The 24,154-nt window shown below is 69.1% G+C and carries 37 protein-coding genes, 1 tRNA gene and 1 pseudogene; 24 read left to right on the top strand and 15 right to left on the bottom strand.

The window, feature by feature from the left end; translation table 11 throughout:
- Positions 1-12: 12 nt before the first annotated feature.
- Positions 13-528 (top strand): hypothetical protein, encoded by a 516-nt coding sequence (locus tag ACY34I_RS09640; RefSeq protein ID WP_462754249.1) that lies wholly within the window; start codon positions 13-15, stop codon positions 526-528.
- Between the two features lie 106 nt (positions 529-634).
- On the opposite strand, the gene ACY34I_RS09645 is transcribed toward ACY34I_RS09640, so the two are convergent.
- The 5 genes from ACY34I_RS09645 to ACY34I_RS09665 form a co-directional block, all read right to left on the bottom strand.
- Positions 635-1,246, bottom strand: a complete 612-nt coding sequence (locus ACY34I_RS09645) for a histidine phosphatase family protein (protein ID WP_462754250.1) — start codon at positions 1,244-1,246, stop codon at positions 635-637.
- A gap of 68 nt (positions 1,247-1,314) precedes the next feature.
- A complete protein-coding gene (locus tag ACY34I_RS09650; RefSeq protein WP_462754251.1) occupies positions 1,315-1,974 on the bottom strand; it encodes a DUF998 domain-containing protein in 660 nt (219 codons plus the stop codon).
- 13 nt (positions 1,975-1,987) lie between these two features.
- Positions 1,988-2,407 carry a VOC family protein gene (locus ACY34I_RS09655; protein WP_462754252.1) on the bottom strand — a complete coding sequence of 140 codons (420 nt, stop codon included), beginning with the start codon at positions 2,405-2,407 and terminating at the stop codon, positions 1,988-1,990.
- Positions 2,408-2,442: 35 nt separating this feature from the next.
- Positions 2,443-2,871: a helix-turn-helix domain-containing protein gene (locus tag ACY34I_RS09660; RefSeq protein ID WP_462754253.1), complete on the bottom strand. Its 429-nt coding sequence runs from the start codon at positions 2,869-2,871 to the stop codon at positions 2,443-2,445.
- Positions 2,868-3,755 carry a sigma-70 family RNA polymerase sigma factor gene (locus ACY34I_RS09665; RefSeq protein ID WP_462754254.1) on the bottom strand — a complete coding sequence of 296 codons (888 nt, stop codon included), beginning with the start codon at positions 3,753-3,755 and terminating at the stop codon, positions 2,868-2,870. Before ACY34I_RS09665 ends, ACY34I_RS09660 begins: the two co-directional genes overlap by 4 nt.
- Positions 3,756-3,900: 145 nt before the next feature.
- On the opposite strand from ACY34I_RS09665, the gene ACY34I_RS09670 reads away from it, so the two are divergent.
- Complete coding sequence (locus tag ACY34I_RS09670; RefSeq protein WP_148793193.1) at positions 3,901-4,365, top strand: carboxymuconolactone decarboxylase family protein; 465 nt, start codon at positions 3,901-3,903, stop codon at positions 4,363-4,365.
- Between the two features lie 64 nt (positions 4,366-4,429).
- Here the strand turns inward: ACY34I_RS09670 and ACY34I_RS09675 are convergent, their stop codons facing one another.
- Complete coding sequence (locus tag ACY34I_RS09675; RefSeq protein ID WP_462754366.1) at positions 4,430-4,897, bottom strand: MarR family winged helix-turn-helix transcriptional regulator; 468 nt, start codon at positions 4,895-4,897, stop codon at positions 4,430-4,432.
- Between the two features lie 113 nt (positions 4,898-5,010).
- On the opposite strand from ACY34I_RS09675, the gene ACY34I_RS09680 reads away from it, so the two are divergent.
- Positions 5,011-5,229 carry a hypothetical protein gene (locus ACY34I_RS09680; protein ID WP_462754255.1) on the top strand — a complete coding sequence of 73 codons (219 nt, stop codon included), beginning with the start codon at positions 5,011-5,013 and terminating at the stop codon, positions 5,227-5,229.
- Between the two features lie 91 nt (positions 5,230-5,320).
- On the opposite strand, the gene ACY34I_RS09685 is transcribed toward ACY34I_RS09680, so the two are convergent.
- Together ACY34I_RS09685 and ACY34I_RS09690 are read right to left on the bottom strand one after the other, a co-directional pair.
- Positions 5,321-5,668 (bottom strand): hypothetical protein, encoded by a 348-nt coding sequence (locus ACY34I_RS09685; protein ID WP_462754256.1) that lies wholly within the window; start codon positions 5,666-5,668, stop codon positions 5,321-5,323.
- Positions 5,669-6,039: 371 nt separating this feature from the next.
- Positions 6,040-6,381, bottom strand: a complete 342-nt coding sequence (locus ACY34I_RS09690; RefSeq protein ID WP_462754378.1) for a hypothetical protein — start codon at positions 6,379-6,381, stop codon at positions 6,040-6,042.
- A gap of 32 nt (positions 6,382-6,413) precedes the next feature.
- On the opposite strand from ACY34I_RS09690, the pseudogene ACY34I_RS09695 reads away from it, so the two are divergent.
- The 4 genes and pseudogenes from ACY34I_RS09695 to ACY34I_RS09710 form a co-directional block, all read left to right on the top strand.
- Positions 6,414-6,584 (top strand): annotated as a pseudogene (locus ACY34I_RS09695) (IS256 family transposase); the annotation flags it as partial.
- 362 nt (positions 6,585-6,946) lie between these two features.
- Entirely contained in the window at positions 6,947-7,390 is a 444-nt protein-coding gene (locus ACY34I_RS09700; protein WP_462754257.1) for a hypothetical protein, read from the top strand.
- Positions 7,391-7,591: 201 nt separating this feature from the next.
- Positions 7,592-7,747 (top strand): hypothetical protein, encoded by a 156-nt coding sequence (locus ACY34I_RS09705; RefSeq protein ID WP_462754258.1) that lies wholly within the window; start codon positions 7,592-7,594, stop codon positions 7,745-7,747.
- 190 nt (positions 7,748-7,937) lie between these two features.
- Positions 7,938-8,363 (top strand): DUF6924 domain-containing protein, encoded by a 426-nt coding sequence (locus ACY34I_RS09710; RefSeq protein WP_462754259.1) that lies wholly within the window; start codon positions 7,938-7,940, stop codon positions 8,361-8,363.
- Positions 8,364-8,593: 230 nt separating this feature from the next.
- On the opposite strand, the gene ACY34I_RS09715 is transcribed toward ACY34I_RS09710, so the two are convergent.
- Entirely contained in the window at positions 8,594-8,938 is a 345-nt protein-coding gene (locus ACY34I_RS09715) for a hypothetical protein (RefSeq protein ID WP_462754260.1), read from the bottom strand.
- A gap of 208 nt (positions 8,939-9,146) precedes the next feature.
- Positions 9,147-9,461 (bottom strand): hypothetical protein, encoded by a 315-nt coding sequence (locus ACY34I_RS09720; RefSeq protein ID WP_462754261.1) that lies wholly within the window; start codon positions 9,459-9,461, stop codon positions 9,147-9,149.
- Between the two features lie 770 nt (positions 9,462-10,231).
- On the opposite strand from ACY34I_RS09720, the gene ACY34I_RS09725 reads away from it, so the two are divergent.
- A complete protein-coding gene (locus ACY34I_RS09725; protein WP_462754262.1) occupies positions 10,232-10,600 on the top strand; it encodes a hypothetical protein in 369 nt (122 codons plus the stop codon).
- 446 nt (positions 10,601-11,046) lie between these two features.
- Here the strand turns inward: ACY34I_RS09725 and ACY34I_RS09730 are convergent, their stop codons facing one another.
- The 4 genes from ACY34I_RS09730 to ACY34I_RS09745 all read right to left on the bottom strand — a co-directional run bounded on the left by ACY34I_RS09730 (position 11,047) and on the right by ACY34I_RS09745 (position 13,649).
- On the bottom strand, positions 11,047-11,370 hold the full coding sequence (locus ACY34I_RS09730) for an STAS domain-containing protein (protein ID WP_462754263.1): 324 nt from the start codon (positions 11,368-11,370) through the stop codon (positions 11,047-11,049).
- A gap of 110 nt (positions 11,371-11,480) precedes the next feature.
- Positions 11,481-11,912: a hypothetical protein gene (locus ACY34I_RS09735; protein ID WP_462754264.1), complete on the bottom strand. Its 432-nt coding sequence runs from the start codon at positions 11,910-11,912 to the stop codon at positions 11,481-11,483.
- Between the two features lie 193 nt (positions 11,913-12,105).
- Complete coding sequence (locus ACY34I_RS09740) at positions 12,106-12,861, bottom strand: glycosyltransferase family 2 protein (protein WP_462754265.1); 756 nt, start codon at positions 12,859-12,861, stop codon at positions 12,106-12,108.
- Positions 12,858-13,649, bottom strand: coding sequence for a GntR family transcriptional regulator (locus ACY34I_RS09745; protein WP_462754266.1), 792 nt, complete (start codon positions 13,647-13,649; stop codon positions 12,858-12,860). The genes ACY34I_RS09740 and ACY34I_RS09745 overlap by 4 nt, the downstream gene beginning before the upstream one ends.
- Before the next feature lie 154 nt (positions 13,650-13,803).
- Between ACY34I_RS09745 and ACY34I_RS09750 the strand changes: the two genes are divergently transcribed.
- The 15 genes from ACY34I_RS09750 to ACY34I_RS09820 all read left to right on the top strand — a co-directional run bounded on the left by ACY34I_RS09750 (position 13,804) and on the right by ACY34I_RS09820 (position 22,526).
- Positions 13,804-14,121: a hypothetical protein gene (locus ACY34I_RS09750; RefSeq protein ID WP_124811937.1), complete on the top strand. Its 318-nt coding sequence runs from the start codon at positions 13,804-13,806 to the stop codon at positions 14,119-14,121.
- 237 nt (positions 14,122-14,358) lie between these two features.
- Complete coding sequence (locus tag ACY34I_RS09755; RefSeq protein WP_462754267.1) at positions 14,359-15,288, top strand: hypothetical protein; 930 nt, start codon at positions 14,359-14,361, stop codon at positions 15,286-15,288.
- Between the two features lie 3 nt (positions 15,289-15,291).
- On the top strand, positions 15,292-15,441 hold the full coding sequence (locus tag ACY34I_RS09760; protein ID WP_462754268.1) for a hypothetical protein: 150 nt from the start codon (positions 15,292-15,294) through the stop codon (positions 15,439-15,441).
- 81 nt (positions 15,442-15,522) lie between these two features.
- A complete protein-coding gene (locus tag ACY34I_RS09765) occupies positions 15,523-16,392 on the top strand; it encodes an FtsK/SpoIIIE domain-containing protein (protein ID WP_462754269.1) in 870 nt (289 codons plus the stop codon).
- On the top strand, positions 16,389-16,598 hold the full coding sequence (locus ACY34I_RS09770) for a hypothetical protein (protein WP_462754270.1): 210 nt from the start codon (positions 16,389-16,391) through the stop codon (positions 16,596-16,598). Before ACY34I_RS09765 ends, ACY34I_RS09770 begins: the two co-directional genes overlap by 4 nt.
- Positions 16,595-16,804 carry a hypothetical protein gene (locus tag ACY34I_RS09775; RefSeq protein ID WP_462754271.1) on the top strand — a complete coding sequence of 70 codons (210 nt, stop codon included), beginning with the start codon at positions 16,595-16,597 and terminating at the stop codon, positions 16,802-16,804. The genes ACY34I_RS09770 and ACY34I_RS09775 overlap by 4 nt, the downstream gene beginning before the upstream one ends.
- A gap of 82 nt (positions 16,805-16,886) precedes the next feature.
- On the top strand, positions 16,887-17,333 hold the full coding sequence (locus ACY34I_RS09780) for a DUF6197 family protein (protein ID WP_462754272.1): 447 nt from the start codon (positions 16,887-16,889) through the stop codon (positions 17,331-17,333).
- Entirely contained in the window at positions 17,330-17,629 is a 300-nt protein-coding gene (locus ACY34I_RS09785; protein ID WP_462754273.1) for a hypothetical protein, read from the top strand. The genes ACY34I_RS09780 and ACY34I_RS09785 overlap by 4 nt, the downstream gene beginning before the upstream one ends.
- On the top strand, positions 17,626-17,976 hold the full coding sequence (locus ACY34I_RS09790) for an RRQRL motif-containing zinc-binding protein (RefSeq protein WP_462754274.1): 351 nt from the start codon (positions 17,626-17,628) through the stop codon (positions 17,974-17,976). Before ACY34I_RS09785 ends, ACY34I_RS09790 begins: the two co-directional genes overlap by 4 nt.
- Positions 17,973-18,269, top strand: a complete 297-nt coding sequence (locus tag ACY34I_RS09795; RefSeq protein ID WP_462754275.1) for a hypothetical protein — start codon at positions 17,973-17,975, stop codon at positions 18,267-18,269. The genes ACY34I_RS09790 and ACY34I_RS09795 overlap by 4 nt, the downstream gene beginning before the upstream one ends.
- A complete protein-coding gene (locus ACY34I_RS09800; protein WP_462754276.1) occupies positions 18,256-18,996 on the top strand; it encodes a hypothetical protein in 741 nt (246 codons plus the stop codon). The genes ACY34I_RS09795 and ACY34I_RS09800 overlap by 14 nt, the downstream gene beginning before the upstream one ends.
- Positions 18,993-19,259, top strand: coding sequence for a hypothetical protein (locus ACY34I_RS09805; RefSeq protein WP_462754277.1), 267 nt, complete (start codon positions 18,993-18,995; stop codon positions 19,257-19,259). The genes ACY34I_RS09800 and ACY34I_RS09805 overlap by 4 nt, the downstream gene beginning before the upstream one ends.
- Positions 19,259-21,055 carry a replication initiator gene (locus ACY34I_RS09810; protein WP_462754278.1) on the top strand — a complete coding sequence of 599 codons (1,797 nt, stop codon included), beginning with the start codon at positions 19,259-19,261 and terminating at the stop codon, positions 21,053-21,055. The genes ACY34I_RS09805 and ACY34I_RS09810 overlap by 1 nt, the downstream gene beginning before the upstream one ends.
- A gap of 62 nt (positions 21,056-21,117) precedes the next feature.
- Positions 21,118-21,285 carry an excisionase family DNA-binding protein gene (locus ACY34I_RS09815; RefSeq protein WP_462754279.1) on the top strand — a complete coding sequence of 56 codons (168 nt, stop codon included), beginning with the start codon at positions 21,118-21,120 and terminating at the stop codon, positions 21,283-21,285.
- Positions 21,285-22,526: a tyrosine-type recombinase/integrase gene (locus tag ACY34I_RS09820; protein WP_462754280.1), complete on the top strand. Its 1,242-nt coding sequence runs from the start codon at positions 21,285-21,287 to the stop codon at positions 22,524-22,526. The genes ACY34I_RS09815 and ACY34I_RS09820 overlap by 1 nt, the downstream gene beginning before the upstream one ends.
- 73 nt (positions 22,527-22,599) lie before the next feature.
- Here the strand turns inward: ACY34I_RS09820 and ACY34I_RS09825 are convergent.
- A tRNA-Thr gene (locus ACY34I_RS09825) sits at positions 22,600-22,676 on the bottom strand.
- 364 nt (positions 22,677-23,040) lie between these two features.
- Between ACY34I_RS09825 and ACY34I_RS09830 the strand changes: the two genes are divergently transcribed.
- Positions 23,041-24,132, top strand: coding sequence for an ABC transporter ATP-binding protein (locus ACY34I_RS09830; RefSeq protein ID WP_462754281.1), 1,092 nt, complete (start codon positions 23,041-23,043; stop codon positions 24,130-24,132).
- Positions 24,133-24,154 lie beyond the last annotated feature (22 nt).

The following is a 24,154-nucleotide window of genomic DNA, read 5'->3' on the forward strand; positions in this document are numbered from 1 at the left end:
CGTCCGACCGGCATGAGATCAGCCCGCGTCGCGGCGGTCCTCCTCGCCGTGCTTCTCGCCCCACTCGCCGGTTGCGCGCAGACCGGTGGCACCACCGCCACGGAGACCGGCCGGCCGACCGCCACGCAGCCCGCCACATCGGCCACCCCGGCCGCTACGGCCACCGGCACCGGCGCGCCGGGCCGCCCCGGCGTCGACGTGGTGCTGACCAAGTCCGGCGGGATCGCCGGGCTGGAGGACACCCTGACCGTGACGCCCGACGGCCGCTGGACCAGGGTCGACCGGGCCGGCGCCTCCCGTACCGGCCAGCTCAGCCCCGCGGACCTGGACCGGCTGCGGCAGCTCACCGCCGATCCGCGCCTGGTCGCCGAGGGGTCCGCCACCACGACGACCACGTGCGCGGACGCCTTCACCTATCGGCTCACCGTGGGCCCGGTGACCACCGGCTATGTGGACTGCCCGCCGGAGGTCACGCCGCCCGCCGCCACGGCCGCCGTGGTCGAGCTGCTCACCGGCCTCACCGACTGACCCCGCGCCCCGCAGCAGTGGAATCGCGCGCAGACACGGAAAGAGTGGTCATCCCGGTTCGGATGGCCACTCTTTCCGTGGGTGGGGCGGCATGCGGGGACGCCCGCTAGATCAGGTAATCGGCGGGGAGGCCGGTGGCGCGCAGGTCGGGCGGCAGGTGGGCCACGTCGTTGAGGGCGAGCAGGTTCGGCGGCCCGGCCGAGCCGTAGCGGATCACGGTGAGCCCGCAGTTGTGGTGGTTCAACCCCAGCCAGCGGCGCTCCGGGGCGTCCAGCGCGTGCCGGACGAGCCAGGCGATCAGGAAGTTGTGGGTGATCACCAGCTCCCGGACGTCCCCCTCGGCCGGTGCCGTCGCGAACCGGGCCACGGCCTCCGCCGTCCTTCGCGGCCCGTCCGCCCGCTCGCGCTCGGTGAAGTCGGCCAGGAAGTCCGCGTACCGCTGGGGAAGGCCGGCCGGGTCGGTGTCGTGCGGCAGGTGGTCCCCGACGCTGTCCGAGACGTGCACCGGGACGCCCGGCAGCGCGGCGGCGACCAGTGCGGCGGTCTCGACCGCGCGGCGCGCCGGTCCGTGGTGGATGGCGGCGAAGGGCTTCTCCCGCAGCCGGTCCGCCAGCAGGGTCGCCTGCCGCCGACCCCGCGCGGAGAGGCCGGTGTCGCCGGCCTCCTCCGTCCCGTCCTGCTCGCCGTGCCGGACCAGGTAGAGAAGTCGACTCGCCATCGCACACCTCACCGTCATCGGGAGGCGCGAGCCTAACCCGCGCCTCCCGAACCCGTGGGGGCCGTCGCTCAGCCGGCCGCCGCGCGCAGTGCCCGCCGGAGCGTGGCCGACACCCAGCCCCAGCCGGCCACCACGGCCGCCGCGAAGGCCAGCATCGCCACCGGGTGCCCACCGGCCATCAGGGCCAGCCAGGCCGCCGCGAAGAAGCCTCCGGTCACTCCGCTGTACGTCGCCCAGCCACGCTCACCGCGCCGGGCGAAGCGGCGCGCGGCGACCAGGCAGGCCGCGATGAGCGCCGTGAAGGCGACCGCCCCGGCACCGAAGTGCGCCACCCCGTGCCAGCTCACCTCGCCCGGGCCGCGCGGCGTACCGGCCGGGAAGCCGTCCAGCGGATCGGCCACGAAGATCCCGGCCAGCACCAGCCCGACGCCGTACTGGCCGATCAGCCAGGCGCCGCTGCCGAGGCCGGGGTGAGGAATCCGCCGCAGAGCCCGCGCCGCCCCGACGCAGAGCAGGCCGGCGACCACGAAGTTGCCGATCTGCACCCAGCCCAGGTCGCCGGTGCTGAGCACGCTCACCGGGTGCCGGCGCGGGTCGAAGCCCTCCCGGTTCAGCGCCTGGACCAGCGCGACCGCCACCCAGAGCGGGCCGGCCAGGACGCCGCCCGCGAGCAGGATCCGCTCGCCCGTCGTCCGGGCCACGGGCCGTGCCACGATCGCCTCGGTCACCGGTCCGCTCCCGTCAGGCCCGCGGGAACATCTGACCGATGCGGATCTTGTTGCCGAAGGGGTCCCGGATGCCGAAGTCGATGCCGTACGGCTGCTCGGTCGGCTCGTCGTAGACGTCCACGCCCTTCGCCACCAGTTCCTCGTACGTCTTGTGGGCGTCGTCCGTGGTCATGAAGAGGTGACCGCCGAGCGCCCCCTTGGTGAGCAGCTCGCGGACCTGCTCGGCGGTGGCCGGGTCGAGGGCCGGCGGGCCGGGCTTCTCCAGCAGGATCTCGCGCTCCGGGTCGCCGGGCAGGTTGACCGTGAGCCAGCGCATGAAGCCGAGGTCGGCGTCGGTGTTGACCTCCAAGCCGAGCTTGCCGACGTAGAAGTCGAGGGCCTCGTCCTGGTCGAGGACGTAGATCTGGGAGCGGGAAATCGCGTTCATCGTCATGCCGAAGACGCTAGGCCAGGCCACCCACCGGCTGCTTATCCAAAACTGATGGATTGGCTGGTCGGGTGGTGGAAGCTCGGGCGCATCCACGCCTTGATGAAGCAGTTCGGCACCGCCGCCGGCACGGTCTTCCGCGTCCGGTAGGCCGACGGCGACTCCCCGACGATCTCCCGGAAGGTCCGGCTGAACGTGCCCAGGCTGCCGAAGCCGACCGCGTGGCAGATCTCGGTGACCGGCTGGTCGGTGCGCACCAGCAGATACATGGCCCGCTCGACGCGCCGGCGTTGCAGGTAGCGGTGCGGGGTCTCGCCGAAGGTGGCGCGGAAGGTACGGATGAAGTGCGCCTCGGACACGTGCGCGATCCGGGCCAGCGCGGGGATGTCCAGCGGCTCCGCGTACGCCCGGTCCATGGCGTCCCGGGCGCGCAGCATCGCGCGGTTGGACTCCTCCACCGCGCGACTCACCCGGCCACCTCCTCCAGACCGTCGACCACCAGGTCGAGTGCCGCGAGCTGGTCCGGATCGGCCACCACCTCGATCCCGATGATCTGGTCGGTGACGGTGAAGCTGAGCGCCAGGGCGATCCGGCCGTCCCGGACCACCACGGCCCCCGCCATCCCGTCGACGAACGCGGGCAACGCGCCCTGGGCGCGGCCGTTGAAGAAGTCGGCCACCGGGGACGAGCCGCGCAGCTCGCCCGTCCCGCCCATCCGCACGGCGGTGGCGTCGGCGCGCAGCACCACGTACGGGTCGAGCAGGGTGACCAGATCGTCGAAGCGGCCCTCCCGCGAGGCGGCGAGGAAGGCGTCGACGACCCGGCGCTGCCGGACCGGATCGGTGCGCGGGTCGGCCGAGCGCGTCTGCACCCGGCGCCGGGCGCGACTGGCGATCTGCCGTACGGCGGTGGAGCTGCGGTCGACCACCGGCGCGATCTCCTCGAAGGAGACGGCGAACATGTCGTGCAGCACGAACACCAGCCGCTCGGTCGGGCCGAGCGTGGTCAGCACCACCTCGAGGGCCCGGCCGACCGACTCGGCGAGCAGTGCCTCCTGCTCCGGGTCCCGCCCGCCGGGCACCTCGGTGGGCGGCGCCTCCCCCGTCACGTCCGCCGCCTGCTCGTGCCGGCTGCTGCCGGACCGGAGCCGGTCCAGGCAGACCCGCCCGACCGTGGTGGTCAGCCAGCCCGGCAGGTTGTCGATGGCGTCCGCGTCGGCGCGGCTGAGCCGCAACCAGGTGTCCTGCACGGCGTCGTCAGCCTCGGCGGCGGAGCCGAGCATCCGGTGGGCCACCGCGCGCAGCCGGGGACGCTGCGCCTCGAAGCGCTGCGCCAGCAGATCGGTGTCGCTCACGGCCTCGCCATTCTGATCCGACCGCGGCCCGGGTGACCGCCGTCACATCTGTCACGCCATCCGCCGGGCGCTCGACATCCCGGTGACGGACGACAACACGCCGGCGGCGAACGCCGGCCAGCCTAACAAGACAGGACGGACGGACATGGCTCTCGAAGCACGGATCCAGAACCCGGCGGCGCTGCTCCCCGACGCGGTGAAGGGGGTCAACCTGCTCTACAAGGCCGCGCACTCGGCGGGCGTACCGGCCAGCACCCTGGAGCTGGTCCACCTGCGGGCCAGCCAGATCAACGGGTGCAGCGCCTGCGTCGACTCCGGAGCGCGCAACGCCCGGAAGAACGGCGAGACCGAGGAGCGGCTGTTCGCGCTGGCCGCCTGGCGCGAGACGCCGTACTTCACCGACGCCGAGCGGGCCGCGCTGACCCTGGCCGAAGCCGCGACCCGGCTCGCCGACCGGAGCGACCCGGTGCCGGACGAGGTGTGGGACGAGGCCGCTCGGCACTTCGGGGAGAAGGAGCTGGCCGCGTTGGTGCTGTGGATCGCCACCACCAACTTCTTCAACCGGCTGAACGCGACGACCCGGCAGCCCGCCCCGCAGAACTGGGGCTGACCCGCGGCGTACGCCCGGCAGGGGGCGGTCGTGGTCGCTCCGGCGACGACGACCGCCGCGCGCGTCAGGACCGGGGGTCGGCCGGCGGCGGGGCGGCCTTCGACGCCTGCCGGGCGGCCTCGATCACCTCGGTGAGGGTGGCGTGCAGCTTCCGGAGGTCGTCGAGCGGCATGCCGAGCCGCTCGACGATGGCCGGCGGGATCCGCTCGGCCTGGCTGCGCAGCGCCCGCCCCTTGGCGGTGAGCGTCACCGCGAGGCTGCGCTCGTCCGCCGGGTTCCGCTCCCGCTGGAGGTAGCCGATCGCCTCCAGGCGTTTGAGCAGCGGCGACAGGGTGCCCGGGTCGAGTTGCAGCAGCCGGCTCAGGTCCCGTACGGAGAGCGGCCCGTGCTGCCACAGGGCGAGCATCACCAGGTACTGCGGGTGGGTCAGGCCCAGCGGTTCGAGCAGCGGGCGGTACACCGCCACCACGCCGCGGGCCGCGACGGACAGGGCGAAGCAGACCTGCTGCTCCAGAGCCAGCGGGTCGTCGATTCCGCTCAGGTCACCCGACCCGGCACCGCTTCTCGCCACGCTGCTACCGTACCAATAGTTGGGGCACCAACCATTTGCCCACCAACGGGCAGACGCGGGACGGAGCGTGGACGATGGCTGCCGAGGAGAAGAAGGCACCCGGCGAGGGCGGACGCATCCTGTCGTGGGTGTTCAAGAACCTGGCCGGCCCACCGACCGTGGAGAACGCCGTGCAGGGCGGCTCCCGGCAGGCCCGCGACCTGTGGAAGGAGGACCTCGAACGGCGTAAGCAGTGGAGCCGGGAGCAGCGCGAGCGCAAGCGCGCCGAACGCGAGGCCCGCCGCTCCCAGTAAGACGGCGGGCCGGGCAGGTGCGAGACCGGCGGTGTGCCAGAGCCGGCCGCCGTGTGCCAAGACCGTGCCAGATCAGGCGCTGACCCGGTGGCTACATCCAGATGTACTCCTCAGCGATGGCGCCATCGCGCCATTTCGCTACCGTCACCATCCGGCTGCCGTCTTCCAACTCGCCCACCACGCAGGTCCACTCCCCCGACCCGAAACCGATGGGGTGCGACTTGATTTGGACCGGCCTGCCACCGGTGTTCTCGGCGAACGCCTTCATGGCGTCGATGTGGTCCTGTACGCCGTGAGTCTGCGGCTGCCCTTTCATGTCCACGAGCACGTCATCGGTGTGGTGGTGGGCGAACACTCCGTTCCAGTCCGCCGGGTTCCAACCCTTGAAGTCGAGTTCGTCCATGCTCTTCAGGTTGCGGGTGACCTGGTCGTCGGTCATGGCACGATCCCCTCCACGGCCCATCAGCAGTACGTCCCGGAGTAAGCCTATGGCGACTTATAGGATCTATCGGGCGAATCGTGAGCCATCGTCCTCAGCTTCTGCTGGCTGGATGGTCGATGGCTCCGCGACGGCGCGCGTCATGACCCGCGTTGCTGTCATCCGGTCGTCTCGTGGCGGCCACCGCCGCGAAACGCCTGGTGGAATTGGAGCCCCCGGCCGGGATCGAACCGGCGACATCTCGCTTACAAGTTCTGGGCGCTTCGTTCAGGGGCGTTCGGGAACGTCCACGACCTCGGGCTAATGTCCGCCGGAGGCCAGACCTGGTCGCCTTCGGCTTGGTCGGTTGCTGTCGCCGCTGCTGTCAGCTCCTACTTATGCCGGTTGCGCTGCACTGGCTTGATCACGTCTCGCCATAGTCCTCGCATCAGGGCTCGATGACGGTTGGTCCCGCCGCGCGGCATCAACCGGTCGACCCGCAGCTTGATCATGCCTGCCCAGCAGAGACACACACCGGCGGCGACCGACAGTGCCGCCATGGCGAACAATGTCATCGTCACCGGCAGGGAGCGAACGAGCGCCGACACGAGGACCAACAGACCAAAGATCAACCCGACGGCAAGGCATCGGTATCCGAAGACCAAGCTACGGTAGCCGCCGCTGGATTGGATCCGCGCAACGGCCTCGTCGAGTCCTGTCGCCGCCACTGCCACCGTCCTCATCCTGGGGCGCTCAGTATGCACCCGCCGGCCTCGCGATGGCGTTCAAGCTGATCGAGGCTGCTCAGCAACGGTGGCGAGCGGTCAACGCACCGCAACTCGTCGCACTCGTACGCGCCGGCGCCCGCTTCGAACGCGGTCGGCTCGTCGAACGGCCCACCGCCGAGCCCATCACGCACTCACTCACAGCCGCCTGATCAAGATTCTCATCCACAAGTCTTGACTATTGCTCCAATGTCCCGCTGTTGGCCGGCGTTGACCTCTGCATCGGGCACGGATCGGGCACGGACTCAGGTGAGGCTGAGGCTTGAACCCCTAAGCCGCGAGGCGGCCGGGGATCAGCCGAAATCGGACTCATCGTCGCTCTGACCTGGCACGCGGCCCTCGGCGTCTCTCGACGTCTCGCATGCGTTTTCGCTGTCGGCTGTGCCGGATCTGTGCCCGATGATCTTGGCAATGCATCAAGTGCCTCTACGCTCGACTCTGGATTGCCGGCCAGCTTTCGGCAGACGTAGGGCGCGTGCCGGTCCAACTTCGATGACTGCTGAGGAGGCGCGGGGTGAACGGGCTACCCGACGAGGTGGTCGCGGCCGTGGGACGTGTCACGATCGCAGCCGGCGACTTGGAACTCATTCTTGCCTGGATCGGGGCCACCCAGACCGACGGCGACGCTTTCAAGATCCTGGCCAAACCTGGTGAGCCGCTGAGGGCCGCTCGTCGCGCCATCGAAGTAGCAGCACCGCTCTATCGAGATGCCTATCTGCCTGCTGTCGACAGTGCCGCCCAACTCCTCGGCAGGCGTCACACGGTGGTCCATGCGATGTGGGTCAACGACGGCCCGGGGCAGGAGTGGGAGTTGCTCCACTACAAGACGCATGTACGGCACCCGGCCGATCCTCAGACACTTGACGAGCTGGCGCGCCACCTCATGGACATCAGGAACCAGTTGGTGCGGATCCTGACGGCGCAAATCAGAAACGCCCCGATAGCTACTACTCCTTGACCCCCAGGCAACCAACACAGCCGCCCGACCTGCCCCACAGCGACAAGTGATCTGCAAGAACAGTCCTCCTGCGTCCACGCCCGTCCGCTGAAGTCCATCCCCGTCGTCACTCGGTTAGTCACCCAGCCCTGGTAGCTGTCGCGGGTCGCTGCCTGCCCGTAGAGTGCCGCCGTGGGCACAAGGTCAAGCAGGACCGTAGGCATGATCGGCACCATCGCGGCGGTTGTTGGCGCGTCCTGGATAGTGCTGCTCGGCGACAGCGGCTACGACGAATGGCGGTTCGTCGCGGCCGTCACGCTGGTAAGCGGGCTGCTGCTGAGGATCGAAGCCGCAGTGCGAGACGGTCGCCGCTTCTGATCGCGGGGAGTTGAAGCGGAACGTAGAGCGGCTGTCCCGCCACCAGCGGGAACGGCGCGCAGCGCCTGCTCGGACGGTGTCTCATGGCTGCCATCATTCAGTGTTACTTGACGTCGTTTCGCGGTGTCTTGTGCCCCATGTGTGCCCCAGAGCGTAGTCAGTCGGGCGGAGGGCTGGGAGCATCCTCGTCGTGATATCTCTACCTCAGCCGGACGACCTCACGTCTCTGGTTCTCCGTACGGACTTCACCGACGACGCTGCATGGGAAGCCCTGAAGACGGCCTTGCACACCTGGGACGGCCACGACAGCGCAACCTTCGTTAGCGACCCGAACTACGCGAGCCTGAGCCCCCAAGAGCTGGCCGACGCGGACAACGCCGCGAGCAACGACGATAAACTGATCTACCTCTTCCTCGCCGATGCAACCACGATGACCGACGTCGAACGCCCGCTGCTCGCCGTCGATCTGGCCCACGAGCCCGGCCGCACCTTCCGGGTGCCGCCCCGCTGGTTCGCGGACGTCTCAGCCAACCTCACCATCGCGAATCTGGACTTTGACGAGTTCGCTGACGCCGCCGACAGCTCCGGCACGTACCGGGGCCTCGACGGGGACTAACGCCCTGGTCTGGGCCTTCGCGTGAAGCTGGTAACCGGAATCGAACCTCCACTATCAGCTTGGGAATCAGGTTGATCTGCACCGTGGGTAGTCGCGCTGCCTGGCGAGTGAGCACGGACCGTTCAGCTTGCGGCTGCCGAGGTGCCGCTGTGGGCCGGTGTTGACCGCTGCATCGGGCACGCATCGGGCACAGCGACCGCTTCGGTGAGGGCTCTCATCGTCACCGTCGGTCAGTTTCCGTATCCCGGCAACCAGGGCAGCGAATCGACCTCGGCCACTCGCCCCTGCAGAACCATCCGGAACAGGTCCAGCATTTGGGGCCGCGAGTAGCCATCCATGTGCAGTGGGCCGCGGACTTCGTCGTGATCCTCCCAGATCACAAGCCCTCGGCTTCCCGCGAACGCCGACACGCTGTAGCCAGCCTCGTTATCGCTGATCCACACGTCAGGGTGCTCCGGGTCGTCGGCCTCTAGCTCCTCAAGCAGAACCCCAAGCTGGTCAACCGAAGAAGCCACCTCGCCGCTTCCCCAACGATGCTGGATCGAGCAGCGAGACGCACTCGGAACGTCAGCCATGGCAGCAATCCTCGCCTACACCGAGACTGCGAGCTGCCCCGGTGCCAATCAGATCGGCCCTGACGCCTTCTGTGTGAAAGAACCAGCACGGCTCCCTGGCCTGCACTGACAGCAAGCCTGACCTGCGGGAACAGTGCAGGTACGTCCCCGCTCGTCCGCCACAGTCCGCGCACGTCGTCACTCATCTGGTCACCCAGGCGAGGACTCGTCACCACCTGCGGAGATTGCAGATATCCCGAGCTGCCTGCCGGATGAGAGCTCCGACCTTCCGGGTGTCGACGTTGCCTCTCGCTGCGCCGGAATAGCGAGAAGTATCCCGCACCAGGAGAACCGCACCAATCCAGCCCACCATGATTCCCAGCGCCATGGCGACAAAGAGCAGCATCACGAGCGGCACAAGAACGCTCTCTGCGACTCCGAGGCGGACCAGCAGCATCAGCAAGGCCGTGACCGGGAAGAGCAACGCAAACCGCATCCCCCTGACGAACAGGCGGTATCTGTAGGACTCCACAATCGTGGACATGCCGGGCCTATCCAACTGGCTCTCCACTCCGACCTCAGGCGCTCGCCACACGATCGCACCCTGAGTCAACATCTGCGCCATCCCGTATGCCGCCGACCCGCCCGCCTGGGGAGCGGGCCGCCGCCCGGCCCGCCACGTCAAGCGGACCTTGACGCAGGTTCGGACGCTGGCGGGTCGGGCGGTGGTCTGCTCGGCTTGCCCGGGTCGGTGGCAGGCGGGATGGCCCTCCGCAACCACCCACGGACCGCGACCGGCCGGCGCTGCCCCGGCCATCCTGGAGCCGTTGTGCCCCCGCCGGAGGCGCAGTAGCCGCAGCCCCGCGACCGCCGCCAGCTCGCCGACGGGGCCGGAGTGCGCTCCCCTGCGCCGCGCGGGTTCGTGGCCGCGCGGCCCGGCCGGCTGCCGGCCCACCCTCGCACCGGTCAACGGCCTGTCGTGCTGCGGCGGCCCTCCGGGCTCCCCGCTGTCCGCGCCAGCCGCGGGCGTCAGGCGTGACGGCCGCAGAGCGACAGCGGCAGCGGCCGGCGCGCGCCCAGGCGGCGGCGCGTGCGGCCCGTTCAGGGCCGCCTTGAAGACGTACAGAAAGTTTGAACAACTTCGCCGGCAGCCGGCTGCCCGGTCTCGGGACCTGCGTGACAGATCGGTATCAGGACCTGCGTGACAATCCGCAGACTGTGTGGTGGCCTGCGCGGAGTCGGCTCTACCCGGCAGCATCAAGAGCGGTCCGGGCCCGGTCCGTGTCACCGGCCCGCGCCTGTCATCCTTCGCCGATGGTCAACGTGTCGATTCACCCCAGCGGCGATGGTGATCCCGCCGTCGTGATGGTGATGCTGCAAGCACCATCGTGGGAGTTCCATTTCTGGGCCCACCTCAGCGAGCTCGCTCGCCTGCGGTCCATCCGCCAGGCCGACTGGTCCGCCCGACGCGCATTGCAGATCGGCGACGCCGCCGGCATACCGGTGCACTGGGCCATCAACGATGACACCGTCACAGCCCTGATCGGCCACGACGACGAGACCTGGCACATCGCTTTCCTCATGCCCGTCGAAACGATCGACCGTCTAGCGGCCGAGGCCGCGGAGCTCTTGCCGGAACCGGACCCGCCGGCTCCGTACCCGGGCCAACTAGAGATCTTCTAGCCGGAAGTGTCACCCACGTCCCGAGACTGATCTGTCACGGAGGTCCTGAGACCCGACATCGCCGGCAGCCGGCCGGTCGGACATGTGTTCGATAGGGGCCGGTGCAGATCGAGGTCGTTACCATCCGAGGCCTCGGTCGTTGCCTTCAGTGCCGGCCCCCCCTGCTTTTCCCTTTGGGGGCCGGCACCACTATTCGGCGTCAGTCGCACTGGTCGGCGGGACATGCCACTGCACTACGTGGCCGGTTGCACCGCCTTCGACGCGCCAACCCTCGTCCTCGCCCGGCTCGCATGCCCACGGGTAATCGATGCCGTCAAGGAGGGGCCTGGTCCCACCACACCGTTCGTACCTGCTCGACTACCGTGGCCCGGGCGCCGCCGGTACTCACCGATGCTCGGCACCACCAAGCCTGAGACGGGGTAAAAGAGTCTCAGCGTAGCCGGGGGTTACTCGTCCGTTAAGCCGAAGATGGCCGACAGTCCGGTGACGTCCAGGATTCGCCGCACGATTGGACTGGGCGTGAGGGTGATTTGGCGGTCTGCGTCGTGGGCGTCGTTGTAGGCGTAGACGAGCGTGCCGAGGACGGTCGAGTCGATGAAGGCTACTCCGGACATGTCGATGCGCAGGCGGGTCAGGCCCGGCCGCCGAAGCTCGTTGTTAAGCAGCTCCCGCATGTGCTGGTTGGCGGATGCGTCCAGTTCCCCGGACAGGGTGATGGTGCTGGTTTCCCCGAGCCGGTCGACGGTGTGCTGCCAGAGGGATGCCTGCATCGGCGCATCTTATCCGCAGAAGTGCCTGTTCATGCCAGGTGCGATGCCAGGCCGGAGCGGCGGCAACATCCCGGCGCAGATCGGCAACGCGGAGGCAAAATCGGGAGGGCTCAGCGGCAGGCGTCGGCTCGGACGTGCACACCGCACCACGGGGGCAGGTCGGCTGCCCACACCCGCCAGCCGCCGGCGTCTCGCCGGGTCTCGAACCGCCACGGGTGGGCTGTGCCGCTGAGGATGGTCCGTTCTTTCCACCAGACCGGGCCGACCTGGATGGTCACCGCCGCTTGGTCGTCGCCCTGGTCCTCGACGTCGATCGGTCCGACCGTCTCCAACTTCGACGGAACATCGGCGCGTTCCATCTCTCCGCGGTACTGACGCCACTGCCGCAGCAGCTCGTCATGACGCCTGGCGGCCAGTACCCGCGACAACCCCAGATGCTCCCCGCTGCTCATCTTGAGCACGTACACCGTCACCGCCGCGTCCGGCGTCGCCTCACCCCGGTCCGCCTCCGCCTGCTTGCGAACAGCCCACGACACCGGCACAGCCACGATCCCCGTACAGAGCACGGCTACGAGCGACAGAACCACCCACGGCCAATGACGATTCGATCGAACCAGCGATCTTCCTGGCGCGGTTCTGTGGCCTGGTAGAGCTAACTCCTGCACCGGTCCCATCCACCGCAAGATAGGCCCTGTGTCGATCTTTGGCTATCCCGGCAGGGCCTGAGGCCGACGCTCAGACGGCTGACCTGAGGAAGAGATCTCGCAACGCGACTGCTCGGGATTCGATGAGGTGCATACGAAGCTGCCATTCCTCAGTGGCTGTCCAGTCGGCTTGTGCCGTGATCTGGTCGGGGTGCTTCCTGTACAGCAAGCCTGGTTCGGCGATGAAGAACCCCTCAGCGACGACCGAAGCGCCAAGCAACAGCCCGGTGTCCTCGCCCCCCGGCAACGCCATCCAACCGCCGAGGGCAAGCGCCAGCTCACGCCGGATACACAGCGTCGCCGGATGCACGGGCAGCCGATAGCCGTTCTGCTGGAAGTAGCCCAGCACGTCATCCCGCCCCAGCGTTCCGCCGGGCGGGTCCGCGTGCTGCCATCCGACGGTCGTTCCGTCGGGCATCAGGTCGAGAACACTCGACGTCGTCCATCCGATGTCAGGTTGGCTGGTCAACGCCTCGATCTCTCGGGCCAATGCGCCGGGGGTGAGTTGGTCGTCGGCGTCGAGAACGCGCAGCAGTGAGCCGCTGCTACGCGCCATAGCCATGTTGCGGGCGACTCCCGGACCGCCCGGCTTTCCCGTTCCGACGAGCACGCGCGGGTCACGCGGTAGGGCAGCTTCCACGGCACCGCTGCGGCCATCCTCCTGGACCAGCCACTGCCAGTCCCACCCGTCCGGCAGCTCCTGCAACCGCAGCGACTCGTATGAGTCTGCGAGGTACGGGATGCTGGGCGTGTGCACCGGTGTGATGACTGAAATGAGGCCGCTCACTCGGACCACCGAGCCAGCTTGGTTGTGTAGACGAACTCGGTTCGGTCGCCAGGAAGAACGACGTTCGACACTTCGACTACACGGTCGTTTGTGTCGATGGAGATCTTTCGGAGAATAAGCACTGACACGCCAGGTGGCAGGCTCAGCGCCTCCGCTTCCTCCGGCCCTGGAGGGCGTGCAGTGATCTCGTCAACGATCCGATCCACTTCGATGCCGATGGTGAGTAGCTGGTGCTGAGTTCCGCCCGGCCACGGCTCGTTGTGGGCGTCGAGCAGCGCGGGATTTTCCGCAACCACGTCGTAGACCATGTATGAGGTGTTGAGACTGAGCGGGACGTTCTCCCGGCGCGACCCGGTCCGATAGATGCGTTGAAGCATCTTCGCGCCTACCGGAACACCAAAGGTCCGTGCCAGCTCGGCGCTCGCGGGCACCGTGTGATACTCCGCTGAGAACTCCAAGTCCTGCATGGTCAGGCCGGTGTCGCGCTCCGTCGCACCGGTTCGGCGCCGCTGGGACTCTGGCAGCCGCGCGCGATTCTTCTCCCACTGGTACCTATCAGGCGAGCGTCGCACGGGCTGACGTGGCGCTCGAACGAAGGTGCCTCGCCCGTGCAGGCGGTCAACCAACCCTTCGGCTTCCAAGGTGTCCAGGGCCTGGCGGACAACCGGCAGGCTCACGTTGTACTCAGCCGTTAACGCCTGCTCGTTCGGCAGCTTGGTGCCCGGCTGAAGTTCACCGGAGTGGATCTTTCCTCGCCAGTCTGCGGCGATCCGCTCCCACTTGGCCACGTCTGAACCCTCCCTCACGTCACTCACCAGTTTAGGTCTTCATGAAGTCTTGACGCAGCGCGCGACGTCACCTTACGGTGTTTATGTCTTCATGAAGACATGAAGACGCCGGAAGTGCACCGATGTCCGGTGCCCCGAACGTCAGGAGACAGGCGTGAAGCTGTACGTGGACACCAAGGCGAAGCAGGTGACGGTGTCGAAGGACCCGGAGCCGAAGAACGACCAGAACGGCAACCAGCGGTCGGAGAAGAACACTGGCCGGCCCATGTGGTCCACCCAGGTCTTCGTTCTCGACGAGACGGGCGGTGAGGTCATCACCATCACCACGGCGGGTGAGAAGCCGGGCGTGATGGTGGGGCAGCTCATCGAGGTCGAGCAGTTGGAGGCCATTCCGTGGGCGACCAACGGGCGCAACGGCGTCGCGTTCCGTGCGATCTCGCTGAAGCCGAAGGCTGGTTCGGCGGCCAAGTAGTCCTTCGCACAGCGTGCTGTGTGAAGCCTCGTGGTGTCTCGCCTGAAGCGGCCAGTGGTCCGCTGATCAACTGAAGAACGGTCCGGGAGTGGTTCCGACTCCTACACTCCCGGCCCGGCCGCCACCTGTGGTGGTGGCATCCCCGCAAGAGCTGGCGCGGGGTCGGTCCGACTCCTACATCTGCCGACCCCGTGCCCTCCAACTCATCCGCCCCAACTCGCATTGGGAGGACTCGTCATGCCAAAGTCTAGCCCTCGCCGCCCCTTCGGCGGCAGAAGCAACGGAACGGTGACGGTCATCGAGGCCCAGGTTCACCGCTCCTCCGCGCGGAACGCCCGGCTGGCGTTCATCCTGACGGCGGTCATCGTCGGCCTTCTCTCGGCCGTCGTGGCCGCTTCCTACATGCACCCCATCCTCGCCCTGTTCCTCGGTGCCCTCATCGGCGTCCCCCTCGGCGGGATCGTCTGGGTCCTCGTTCGGATTTGGCCGGTGCTGCGGCTGCTGTGGTGGTGGCTTTCCGAAATCGTGCTCACCACCGCCGCCATCACCTTCTGGGTGCAGCTGGCCAACCACACCACCGCGCCCGTCACTGCCGTGGTGGTCGCCCTGGTCGTCGGCGTCCCCGCCGCCATCCCGGTCACCCGCCGCGCTCTGTGGGCGTGGGCCTTGTGCCTGTTCGTGCGGCACCGGCTGCGCGTCTGCTTCGCGCAGTTCATCATCGCCAACCGATCCGGCAGCCTGCCGCTGATCCTGTGGGCCAAGCCCACCCCCGTCGGTGAGCGGGTCTGGGTCTACCTGCGCCCCGGCCTCTCACTGGCCGACCTGGAAGGGCGTCTCGACCGCATCGCGGTCGCCTGCCACGCCTCCACCGCCCTGATCGAGCGGGCCTCGGACGGCAACGCCGCCTACCTGCGGTTCGACATCAAACGCCGCGAGGTGCTCACCGCCACCGTGGGTTCCCCGCTGGTCGACGTCATCGACTCCGACAGCACTCCGGCAACCGAGCGGATCACCGGCACCGTGCCGACCGCCCTGGACCTGCCCGACGTCGACGTCCCCACCGTCGCCATCCCGGCCCAGCCCAAGAAGCCGGCCACCACCGCCAACGGCAGCAAGCCCGCGGCTTCGACCTCGCCGGACGTCGACGACGTCTCCGACTGGATCTGACCCATGACCCAGATCGAGTACGACGAGGCCACCGACGGCTTCTACTTCCACTGCTACGCCTGCGGCCGTGAGGGCCGCTCGTGGGACTACCGCCGTGACGCCGAGCTCGACGCCGACCGGCACGACGAGCAACACGACGACGGCCTGATCTAACCCAACCCATCCCGGACGCGAGGAGCCCTACGGGCTCGTTCGTGTGGCTCCTCGCGCCCATTAAGCCCAAGGAGGGCAACCATGACCACCGCTACCGCCCCGGAAACCGGCATACCGGTGGGGCCTGGCCTGTCGATGTTCGACCCCATCTTCGTCGGCATCGACGAGTTCGGTCAGCACGTGAACATCACCCTCGCCTACCGCAACCTCCTCGCTGGCGGCGAACCCGGCGGAGGCAAATCCGGTCTCCTCAACACCATTGCCGCGCACGCCGCCCTCTCCGTGGACTCCCGGCTCGTGCTGCTCGACGGCAAGCTCGTCGAACTGGGCCAGTGGGAGGACTGCGCGGACGCGTTCATCGGCCCCGACATCACCGCCGCCCTCACCGTGCTGAAACGGCTCCAGGTCGTCATGAACAACCGCTACGCCTGGCTCCGCGCCCACGGGCGCCGCAAAGTCACCGCCGCCGACGGCCTGTCCGTCATCACCGTCCTCGTCGACGAGATCGCCTTCTACTCCGCCACCGTCGGCTCCAAGCAGGAGCAGGAAGAGTTCGTTGCCCTGCTTCGCGACCTGGTCGCCCGGGGCCGCGCTGCCGGCATCCCGGTTGTCGCTGCCACCCAGCGGCCGAGCTTCGACATCATCCCCACGTCGCTGCGGGATCTGTTCGGCTACCGGGCCGCGTTCCGCTGCACCACCCCAAACAGCTCGAACATCGTGCTCGGCCACGGCTGGGCCGAGCAGGGCTACACCGCCACCGACATCCAGCCCACCAACCAGGGCGCGGCCTACCTCATCGCCGAAGGCGGCACCCCCCGCCGCATCAAGGTCGCCTACCTCTCCGACGCGCAGATCGCGGCCATTGCCGATTACGCCGCCTGGATCCGCCGACCCAACCGCTTATCCGCCGTCTCCGACGGCTCCCGTCTCGACCTGGGGTTGGCGGCATGACCACTCCGCTTCATGACTGCGCCGACTACATCGAGGTCGTCGACGCCGAGATCGACAAGGCCACCGGCCACCTCTGGGAGTACCTGCGCTGCACCGTCTGCGGCGAGCGAGACGGCCACATAAGCCAGGGCGGCTCCGACACCCTCCACCCGATCCCCGACAACGCCGCCTTCTACACCGATCCCGGCTGGGAGGTGACCCCATGACCACTCGCGAACGCGTCTACGTCCGCGCCAGCAACCAGCGGGCCGCGCAATACACCGAACTGTGGATCGTCGGCAGTCCTGAGGACCTGGCCGTGATGCTCCACGCCGCCGCCCAGACCGGCCGGCTTGTCTACGTCTCCGCCCCGCACCAGATGGGCGCAGACGACACCCGTCACCGCCGCTACCTGCGGCTCCGCAAGCAATAGCAGTCGACGGAACCGGCTCAAGCCCTGGAAAGCGACCGGTTCCGCCGACCTCTACCAACAGCCCCGAAAGGACGTGGCTGCCATGAAGGCTACCCAAAACCCGACCATCGAAGTCCAGGTCACACCCGCTGACCTGCTCCGGTGCGCTGCCCTCTACCTGCGCCGGCACGGCTGGCACCAGGGCACCTACTACAACAACCTCTTTCCCGCCGACTTCCCCACCCCGCCGGCCTGCGCCGTCGGGGCCATCGGCATGGCCTGCGCCGGCCACCGCGTCGAGCACTTCTACGGCCTCGACCTCGACACCCAGGTCACCTTCCGCCAGACGGTCGGCGTCCTCACCACCTACCTCGACGACTGCGAACCCATCTGCGCCATCGACGAGGACGGCTTCCTCATCGACGAGCACACCTCGCCCTTCTCGTGGAACGACGACCCGGCGCGTACCGCCGAGCAGGTCATCACCGCCCTTGAGCGGGCCGCTGACGAGTGGGACCGCCTCCACACCGAGGGAGGCGAGAACCGATGAGCACTGTCAAGCACACCTTGACGCACATCCCGCGATCCCGCCGCCGCCGGGAGGTCGTCGAGAACGACGCCTTCGCGGCCTTCGCCCGGCGCATCATCCGCGCCCACGGCCGCCGCGTCGCCACCGGAGACGTGGAAGCCCTCCGCGACCTGGTCGCCCTCTCGGCCGACCTTGACGACGCCATCGGTGAGGCCGTCGTCGGTCTTCGCGCCTTCGGCTACTCGTGGGCCGAGATCGGCCAGCGTCTCGGCATCACCCGGCAGGCCGCCCAGCAGCGCTGGGGAGGCCAGTCATGACCACCACCTACGACCCGGCCGGCACGGTTACCGGCTTCCCGACCTACCCGTACCGCCTGGCCCCTGGCGGCCTGGCCACTCGTCGGCAACTGCGTGCCGCCGGCCTTCGACCGGGCGGGCATGACCCGGTCGCGCAGATCCTCTGGCGGCGCGGCAAGCGCGTCGCCTACCTCTACCGCCTCGACCTCGCCGCACCCAAACGGGTCGCCACCCCGGCGCAGCGGGAGGCCATCGCCAAAGCCCTGCGTGCCCGCCGGACCTGCCGGGCCTGCGGCCACGTGAAGCCCTACTACATGCCCCGCCGTACCGGCTCCTGCCTCGACTGCACCCCGGGAGGTGCCCGATGACCACCGCCATCACGAACCTCGCCGCCCAGGAGCGGATGACCCCGGACGACTACGTCGTGACCGCCATCGCCCGTGACTTCGCCGGCCGCGGCCCGCTGTCCTTCGAACGCTTCCTCGCCGGCTACTACGCCGAATCGCTCCGCATCATCCAGGAAGCCCACCTCGCCGACTGCACCGCCAGCGACGGCGAGCACTGCGCCACCTGCGACGGAATCCGGGTCGGCCTCGCCGGCCTCATCGCCGAAGAACGCGCTGTCACCGCCGGGGAGGTGACCAGCGATGCCGGGCACTGACCGCACGACCGGCACCCGCGTCGAGGGTGTCGTCCTGGTCCTCATCCTGCTCACCGTCGCCAGCTTCGCCGGTGCCGCCTCGTTCACCCACGTCAAGGACTGGACCCTCGCCAACTCCCCGGCTGGGACCGGGGAGTGGTTCGGCTGGGCCAACGCCGTCATCTCCGAACTCGTCCCCATCGCCTCGCTGTTGACCATTCGCCGTCGCCGCCGTGCTGGCGCTCCAATCGGCTACCCGCTGTTCCTGCTCATCGCCGCCGCCGGCCTGTCCCTGGCCGCACAGTTGGCGGTCGCCAAGCCCGGCCCGTCCGGATGGCTCCTCTCGGCCGTTCCGGCCCTCGCCTTTATGGCCCTGGTCAAACTCGTCCTCGCCCCCGCACCCGTGCGGGATGACGCCCCGCCGCCGGCTGAGCTGGCCGCACCGATCCACGTCCAGGTGGCCGAGCAGGTCACCACCGAACCGCCGGCCGCCATCACCCCGGCACCCGAACCGGTCGCCGAACCGGCCACCACGCCGGCCGTCGTCGAGCCAGAGCCCGTCACCGCGCCGGCCTCGGAGCCGGTCGACGTCCCTACCCACCTGCTACCCATGGCCCGCTTCGCGGCCGTGCAGCACGAACAATCCACCGGCACCCCGATAACGCCGGCCGAGCTGGCCGACCGGCTCGACGTCGCCCCGGCCGTCGCCGGACAGCTCCTCACCACCATCGCCGGTGGTGCCCGATGACCATCTACCTCGTCGACATCGTGCACACCCTGCACACCTGCCCCGCCGAACCGGAACCGCACCCGTACGACACCCGCCGCGTGCTCGTCGACGTTACCCCCGGCGGATCCTGCCGGGCCCCGATCACCATCCGCTGCGGCCAGGTGACCACCACCATCCCCTGCCATCGGCACGAGCCGGCCAAGCGCCAATGCGGCGCCTGCCGGGTCATCGTCACCGAACGGACCATCACCAACCACCACCCCACCGGGGTGGCGGCTTGATGGCCTCGACGCTGGACCTCACCCCCCGAGCCACGGCCCGGGGGGTGGGCTCGAACGCCGACACCATCCCGCCCGTCTTCGGCTACACCGCCGCCGGCTCCGCCTTCGAACGCGCCACCCAACCCGACTACTTCGGCTGGCTGGAACACGTCCGATCCGCCGCCGGCTGCACCCGCCCGATCCGCCTGGCCGGCCAGCTCCTCACCGTCGACGCCTCCACAGGCCGGGTCCTCGGCCAGCGGCACACCGACGGCATGCCCGACGCCGCGATCTACACCGCCTGCGGCAACCGCCGCGCCACGGTCTGCCCGTCCTGCGCCCAGACCTACCAGCGCGACGCCTTTCAACTCCTGCGCGCCGGCCTCGTCGGCGGCAAAGGCGTCCCCGAATCGGTCGCCGAGCATCCGGCCGTGTTCCCCACGTTCACTGCCCCGTCGTTCGGGCCGGTCCACGCCCGGATCGTGCGCAAGCACACGTGCGGCAACCGGAAGCGCTGCGACTGCCGGGCCGAGCCGTGCCACGCTCGCCGGACCACCGACCCCGCCGCCGGCCTCTGCCCCCACGGCCAGCCCGCCGTCTGCTGGGCACGCCACGAAACCGGGGATGCGACGCTGGGGCGGCCGTTGTGCCTGGACTGCTACGACCACGACCACCAAGTCGTGTGGAACCTGTTCTCCGGCGAGCTGTGGCACCGCACCAAGCAAGCCGCGGAACGGTGGCTCGCCACGCTCGCCCGCCGCCGCGGCATCCCCCGCGTTGAGGTCGCCACCGCCTCCGGCAACACGCGGAAGGTCGCCCCGGTCCGGCTGTCGCCCGGGAAGGTCGCCGAACTTCAGGCGCGGGGAGCGGTCCACTTCCACGCCATCGCCCGCCTCGACGGCGTCAACCCCGACGACCCCGACGCGATCGTCCCCCCGCCGGCCGGGTTCACCGTCGACGACCTCGTCGACGCGTTCCAGCACGCCGCCGCCCAGATCGCCTTCCACACCCCGCCGCACCCCGACCGGCCCGACGGTTGGCTCATCACCTGGGGCGAGCAGCTCGACATCCGCCCCATCACCACCGGCCTCGACGGGGACGTCACCGACGGCATGGTCGCCGGCTACCTTGCCAAGTACGCCACCAAGAGCACCGAGGCCACCGGGCACACCTCCACCCGCCTCGACGCCGACAGCATCGGCGACTACGCCGACCCCGACGGCGACCACACCGCCCGCCTCATCGACGCCTGCTGGCGCATCGGCCGCCCCAACGGCACCCCAGTCCCCCTGTCTGAGCGGCCCCGCGAGCCCCGGCCCCGGCCCGGCTTCGTCGACCACTGGGAGTGCCCCGACTGCGGCACCCACACCCGATACGCCGCCTGCCCCACCTGCACCGCCGCCCGTCAAGCCGCCCTTGACGCTCAACCGACGAAACCAGCGACGGCCAACCCGTACGCCCGGCTACGCCGGTGGGCGCACATGCTCGGCTACGGCGGCCACTTCCTCACCAAAGGCCGCCGCTACTCGGTCACCTTCCAACTCCTGCGCGACACCCGCATCGCCTACCGGCGGCACGAGGACCAGGCCCACGAGCACCCCGCCGCCGGCAGCTCACCGGTTGACCACGTCGCCGAGGACACGACGCTCATCGTCGGCACCCTCACCTTCGCCGGCGTCGGCTGGCACACCACCGGAGACGCGCTGCTCGCAAACACCGCCGCCGCCATGGCCAGAGAACGACGAACCACCGGCCGCGAGGAACTCGCCCACGAAGTCAGCACCGCCCCGGCTGGCGCTGCGCCGGCTGCCGCCTGATCCCGGTCCCGCCACACGAGGAAGGCCAACTGTTGGACAAACCCTCTCCGATCACTCCTCGCGTGCTGCGCGTCGAGGAAGCCGCCCGAGCGCTCGGCATCGGCCGTTCGCTCACCTATGACCTGATCCGCTCCGGCCGGCTGCGCTCCTTCAAGGTCGGCAGCCGCCGCCTCATCCCCGCCACCGCGATCGACGAGACGATCAACATGCTCACGGAAGAAGCCGCCTGATGCCCAAGCAACCCAAGCCCCGCCAGACCAACGCCCGCCGCAACCCCAACGGCGAAGGCTCCATCTATCAGCGCTCCAGCGACGGTCGCTGGGTCGGACAGGCATACGTCCTCGCCACCGACGGCACCCGCAAACGCAAGTTCGTCTACGGGGCCACCTGGGAGGAGGCACACGCCAAGCTCGTCGAGCTGAAATCACGATCACAGCGCGGCATCCCCGTGCCCGACCGAGCCTGGAAGCTCGCCGACTATCTGCCCTACTGGCTGGCGGCCTACGTCACCGACCTCAAGCCCACCACCGCCCGTGGCTACGAGAGCGCCGTCCGGCTGCACCTGATCCCGGCGCTCGGCACCAAACGCCTCGACAGCTTGCAGGTCCAGCACGTCAAGGCGTTCATGGACGACTTCCGGCGCAAGTGCCTCTGCTGCACCAACGGCCTCGACAAGATCCGCCCTGCTGACCGGCGGTGCTGCTCCGTTGGCCGCTGCTGCCAGAGCTACCCCAGCGCCCGACAGATTCAGTTCGTGCATGCGGTGCTGCGCAACGCGCTCCAACACGCCATGCGCGAGGAGCTGGTGTCCCGCAACGTCGCCAAGCTCGTCCGGGTTCCCTCGCCTCGCTACAAGGTCGGTAAGGGCCTATCCGTCGACCAGGTGCGCAAGATCCTCGCCGCCTCTGCTGGTCACCGGCTCCACGCGCTCTACGTCGTGGCCGCCACGATGGGCCTCCGGCGCGGTGAACTGGTCGGGCTCCGCTGGTCGGACGTCGACCTGGACGAAGGCACCCTGCGGGTTCAGCAGACCGTCCAGCGGGTGGCGGGACAACTCCACGTCCTGGACGCCAAGACCGAGGACTCGGAGGCGGTGTTGCCGCTGCCCGAGGTCACCTGGCTCGCTCTGCTTGAGCACCAGGAGCGCCAGCAGGCCGAACGGGCTGCGCTCGCCGAGGTCTGGGAGGACCACGGCTTGGTCTTCCCCTCCGAGCGGGGCACCCCGTTGGAGCCCACCAACCTCAGCCGCTCGTTCGCCCGGCTTCGGGAGACCGCCGGTCTGCCCGGTGTCCGCCTGCACGACCTGCGGCACACGGTCGTCTCGCTGTTGATGGAGTTGGGCGTCCCACCGCACGTCGTCCAGGCCATCGCTCGGCACGCGGACGTGAAGATCACGCTCAAGGTCTACGCTCACGCCAACCTTGATGCAATGCGTCAGGCGCTCGGCAAGCTGGACGGGCGGCTGTCATGAACCGCGTTGCTGTCAGCGTTGCTGTCATCGGACCGTCTCGTGGCGGCTACCGCCGCGAAATGCCTGATGGAATTGGAGCCCCCGGCCGGGATCGAACCGGCGACATCTCGCTTACAAGGCGAGTGCTCTGGCCAGCTGAGCTACAGGGGCGTGTGGTGCCGTGGTCAGCATAGCGACTGAGGCCCGGAAATCCCGTTCGGCAGGGCTCCCGAGCACGGAAAACGTCGATTTCGTGACCTCCACCCCGACGGACCCACGCCGGGCCGACCGGGAACGGTGGGGATTGATGCCTCGCCGTGCCCGACTGCCCGGAATGCGAATGCGGTCCGTCCCATCCCGCACACCCCGTCTTGGCACGATCGCAAAACCCGTTTACGGTGCAGTGACACGGACGACACTCCGGTCCGCCTCGGCTGCCCGGGTGACCGCCCGTTGGCCGGCACCGTGGGTGCCGGTCGCTCCTTCCACTCGGATCGTCCGGCACGTTCCTGCCGGTGAAAGGAAGCGCTCCACCATGGCTACGGTCACCTACGCGAAGGCATCCCGGATCTACCCGGGCACCGAGCGCCCCGCGGTCAACAAGCTCGACCTGGAGATCGGCGACGGGGAGTTCCTCGTCCTGGTCGGCCCATCGGGCTGCGGCAAGTCCACCAGCCTGCGGATGCTCGCCGGCCTGGAGGACGTCGACGACGGCGCCATCTACATCGACGACCGGGACGTCACCCACCTGCCGCCGAAGGCCCGCGACATCGCGATGGTCTTCCAGAACTACGCCCTCTACCCGCACATGACGGTGTACGAGAACATGGCGTTCGCGCTCAAGCTGCGCAAGACCTCGAAGTCGGAGATCGACCGGCGGGTCAAGGAGGCGGCGGCGCTGCTCCAGCTCGAGGACTTCCTCAACCGCAAGCCGAAGGCGCTCTCCGGTGGCCAGCGCCAGCGGGTCGCCATGGGCCGCGCGATCGTCCGCGAGCCGCAGGTCTTCCTCATGGACGAGCCGCTGTCGAACCTCGACGCCAAGCTCCGGGTGCAGACCCGTACGCAGATCGCGTCGCTCCAGGCCAAGCTGGGCGTCACCACCGTGTACGTGACGCACGACCAGGTCGAGGCCATGACCATGGGTCACCGGGTCGCGGTCATGCTCGACGGCGTCCTCCAGCAGGTGGACACCCCGCGGGCGCTCTACGACACCCCGGCCAACGTCTTCGTCGCCGGCTTCATGGGCTCCCCGGCCATGAACATCAAGACGGTGCCGCTGACCGAGCAGGGCGCCGAGTTCGCCGAGATGCACGTGCCGCTGACCCGGGAGCAGGTCGAGGCGGCCAAGGCCGAGGGCGGCGACGGCAAGGTCACCGTCGGCTTCCGTCCGGAGGACTGCGACCTGGTCAGCCCGACCGAGGGCGGCATGCCGGTCGTGGTCGAGCTGGTCGAGGACCTGGGCTCCGACGCCAACGTCTACGGCCACGCCGCGCTCGGCGGCAACTCCGAGCGCTTCGTCGTGCGGACCGACCGCCGCACCATGCCGAACATGGGTGACACCGTGTTCGTCAAGCCGCGCCAGGGCCGCAGCCACGTCTTCCACGCCACCACCGGCAACCGGATCTGACGTACCGAAAAAGGGGCGGTCC

The organism is Micromonospora sp. RTBAU3-60 (assembly GCF_054963695.1).

Bases quoted from the DNA above. Each gene is read 5' to 3' on its own strand.
- ACY34I_RS09775 (WP_462754271.1), top strand. From the start codon at position 16,595: ATGACCACTCGCGAACGCGTCTACGTCCGCGCCAGCAACCAGCGGGCC.
- ACY34I_RS09640 (WP_462754249.1), top strand. From the start codon at position 13: ATGAGATCAGCCCGCGTCGCGGCGGTCCTCCTCGCCGTGCTTCTCGCC.
- ACY34I_RS09810 (WP_462754278.1), top strand. From the start codon at position 19,259: ATGGCCTCGACGCTGGACCTCACCCCCCGAGCCACGGCCCGGGGGGTG.
- ACY34I_RS09830 (WP_462754281.1), top strand. From the start codon at position 23,041: ATGGCTACGGTCACCTACGCGAAGGCATCCCGGATCTACCCGGGCACC.
- ACY34I_RS09820 (WP_462754280.1), top strand. From the start codon at position 21,285: ATGCCCAAGCAACCCAAGCCCCGCCAGACCAACGCCCGCCGCAACCCC.
- ACY34I_RS09785 (WP_462754273.1), top strand. From the start codon at position 17,330: ATGAGCACTGTCAAGCACACCTTGACGCACATCCCGCGATCCCGCCGC.
- ACY34I_RS09645 (WP_462754250.1), bottom strand. From the start codon at position 1,246: ATGGCGAGTCGACTTCTCTACCTGGTCCGGCACGGCGAGCAGGACGGG.
- ACY34I_RS09685 (WP_462754256.1), bottom strand. From the start codon at position 5,668: ATGACCGACGACCAGGTCACCCGCAACCTGAAGAGCATGGACGAACTC.
- ACY34I_RS09800 (WP_462754276.1), top strand. From the start codon at position 18,256: ATGCCGGGCACTGACCGCACGACCGGCACCCGCGTCGAGGGTGTCGTC.
- ACY34I_RS09705 (WP_462754258.1), top strand. From the start codon at position 7,592: ATGATCGGCACCATCGCGGCGGTTGTTGGCGCGTCCTGGATAGTGCTG.
- ACY34I_RS09795 (WP_462754275.1), top strand. From the start codon at position 17,973: ATGACCACCGCCATCACGAACCTCGCCGCCCAGGAGCGGATGACCCCG.
- ACY34I_RS09765 (WP_462754269.1), top strand. From the start codon at position 15,523: ATGACCACCGCTACCGCCCCGGAAACCGGCATACCGGTGGGGCCTGGC.
- ACY34I_RS09770 (WP_462754270.1), top strand. From the start codon at position 16,389: ATGACCACTCCGCTTCATGACTGCGCCGACTACATCGAGGTCGTCGAC.
- ACY34I_RS09760 (WP_462754268.1), top strand. From the start codon at position 15,292: ATGACCCAGATCGAGTACGACGAGGCCACCGACGGCTTCTACTTCCAC.
- ACY34I_RS09780 (WP_462754272.1), top strand. From the start codon at position 16,887: ATGAAGGCTACCCAAAACCCGACCATCGAAGTCCAGGTCACACCCGCT.
- ACY34I_RS09670 (WP_148793193.1), top strand. From the start codon at position 3,901: ATGGCTCTCGAAGCACGGATCCAGAACCCGGCGGCGCTGCTCCCCGAC.
- ACY34I_RS09715 (WP_462754260.1), bottom strand. From the start codon at position 8,938: ATGGCTGACGTTCCGAGTGCGTCTCGCTGCTCGATCCAGCATCGTTGG.
- ACY34I_RS09655 (WP_462754252.1), bottom strand. From the start codon at position 2,407: ATGACGATGAACGCGATTTCCCGCTCCCAGATCTACGTCCTCGACCAG.
- ACY34I_RS09790 (WP_462754274.1), top strand. From the start codon at position 17,626: ATGACCACCACCTACGACCCGGCCGGCACGGTTACCGGCTTCCCGACC.
- ACY34I_RS09755 (WP_462754267.1), top strand. From the start codon at position 14,359: ATGCCAAAGTCTAGCCCTCGCCGCCCCTTCGGCGGCAGAAGCAACGGA.
- ACY34I_RS09805 (WP_462754277.1), top strand. From the start codon at position 18,993: ATGACCATCTACCTCGTCGACATCGTGCACACCCTGCACACCTGCCCC.
- ACY34I_RS09725 (WP_462754262.1), top strand. From the start codon at position 10,232: ATGGTCAACGTGTCGATTCACCCCAGCGGCGATGGTGATCCCGCCGTC.
- ACY34I_RS09720 (WP_462754261.1), bottom strand. From the start codon at position 9,461: ATGTCCACGATTGTGGAGTCCTACAGATACCGCCTGTTCGTCAGGGGG.
- ACY34I_RS09730 (WP_462754263.1), bottom strand. From the start codon at position 11,370: ATGCAGGCATCCCTCTGGCAGCACACCGTCGACCGGCTCGGGGAAACC.
- ACY34I_RS09680 (WP_462754255.1), top strand. From the start codon at position 5,011: ATGGCTGCCGAGGAGAAGAAGGCACCCGGCGAGGGCGGACGCATCCTG.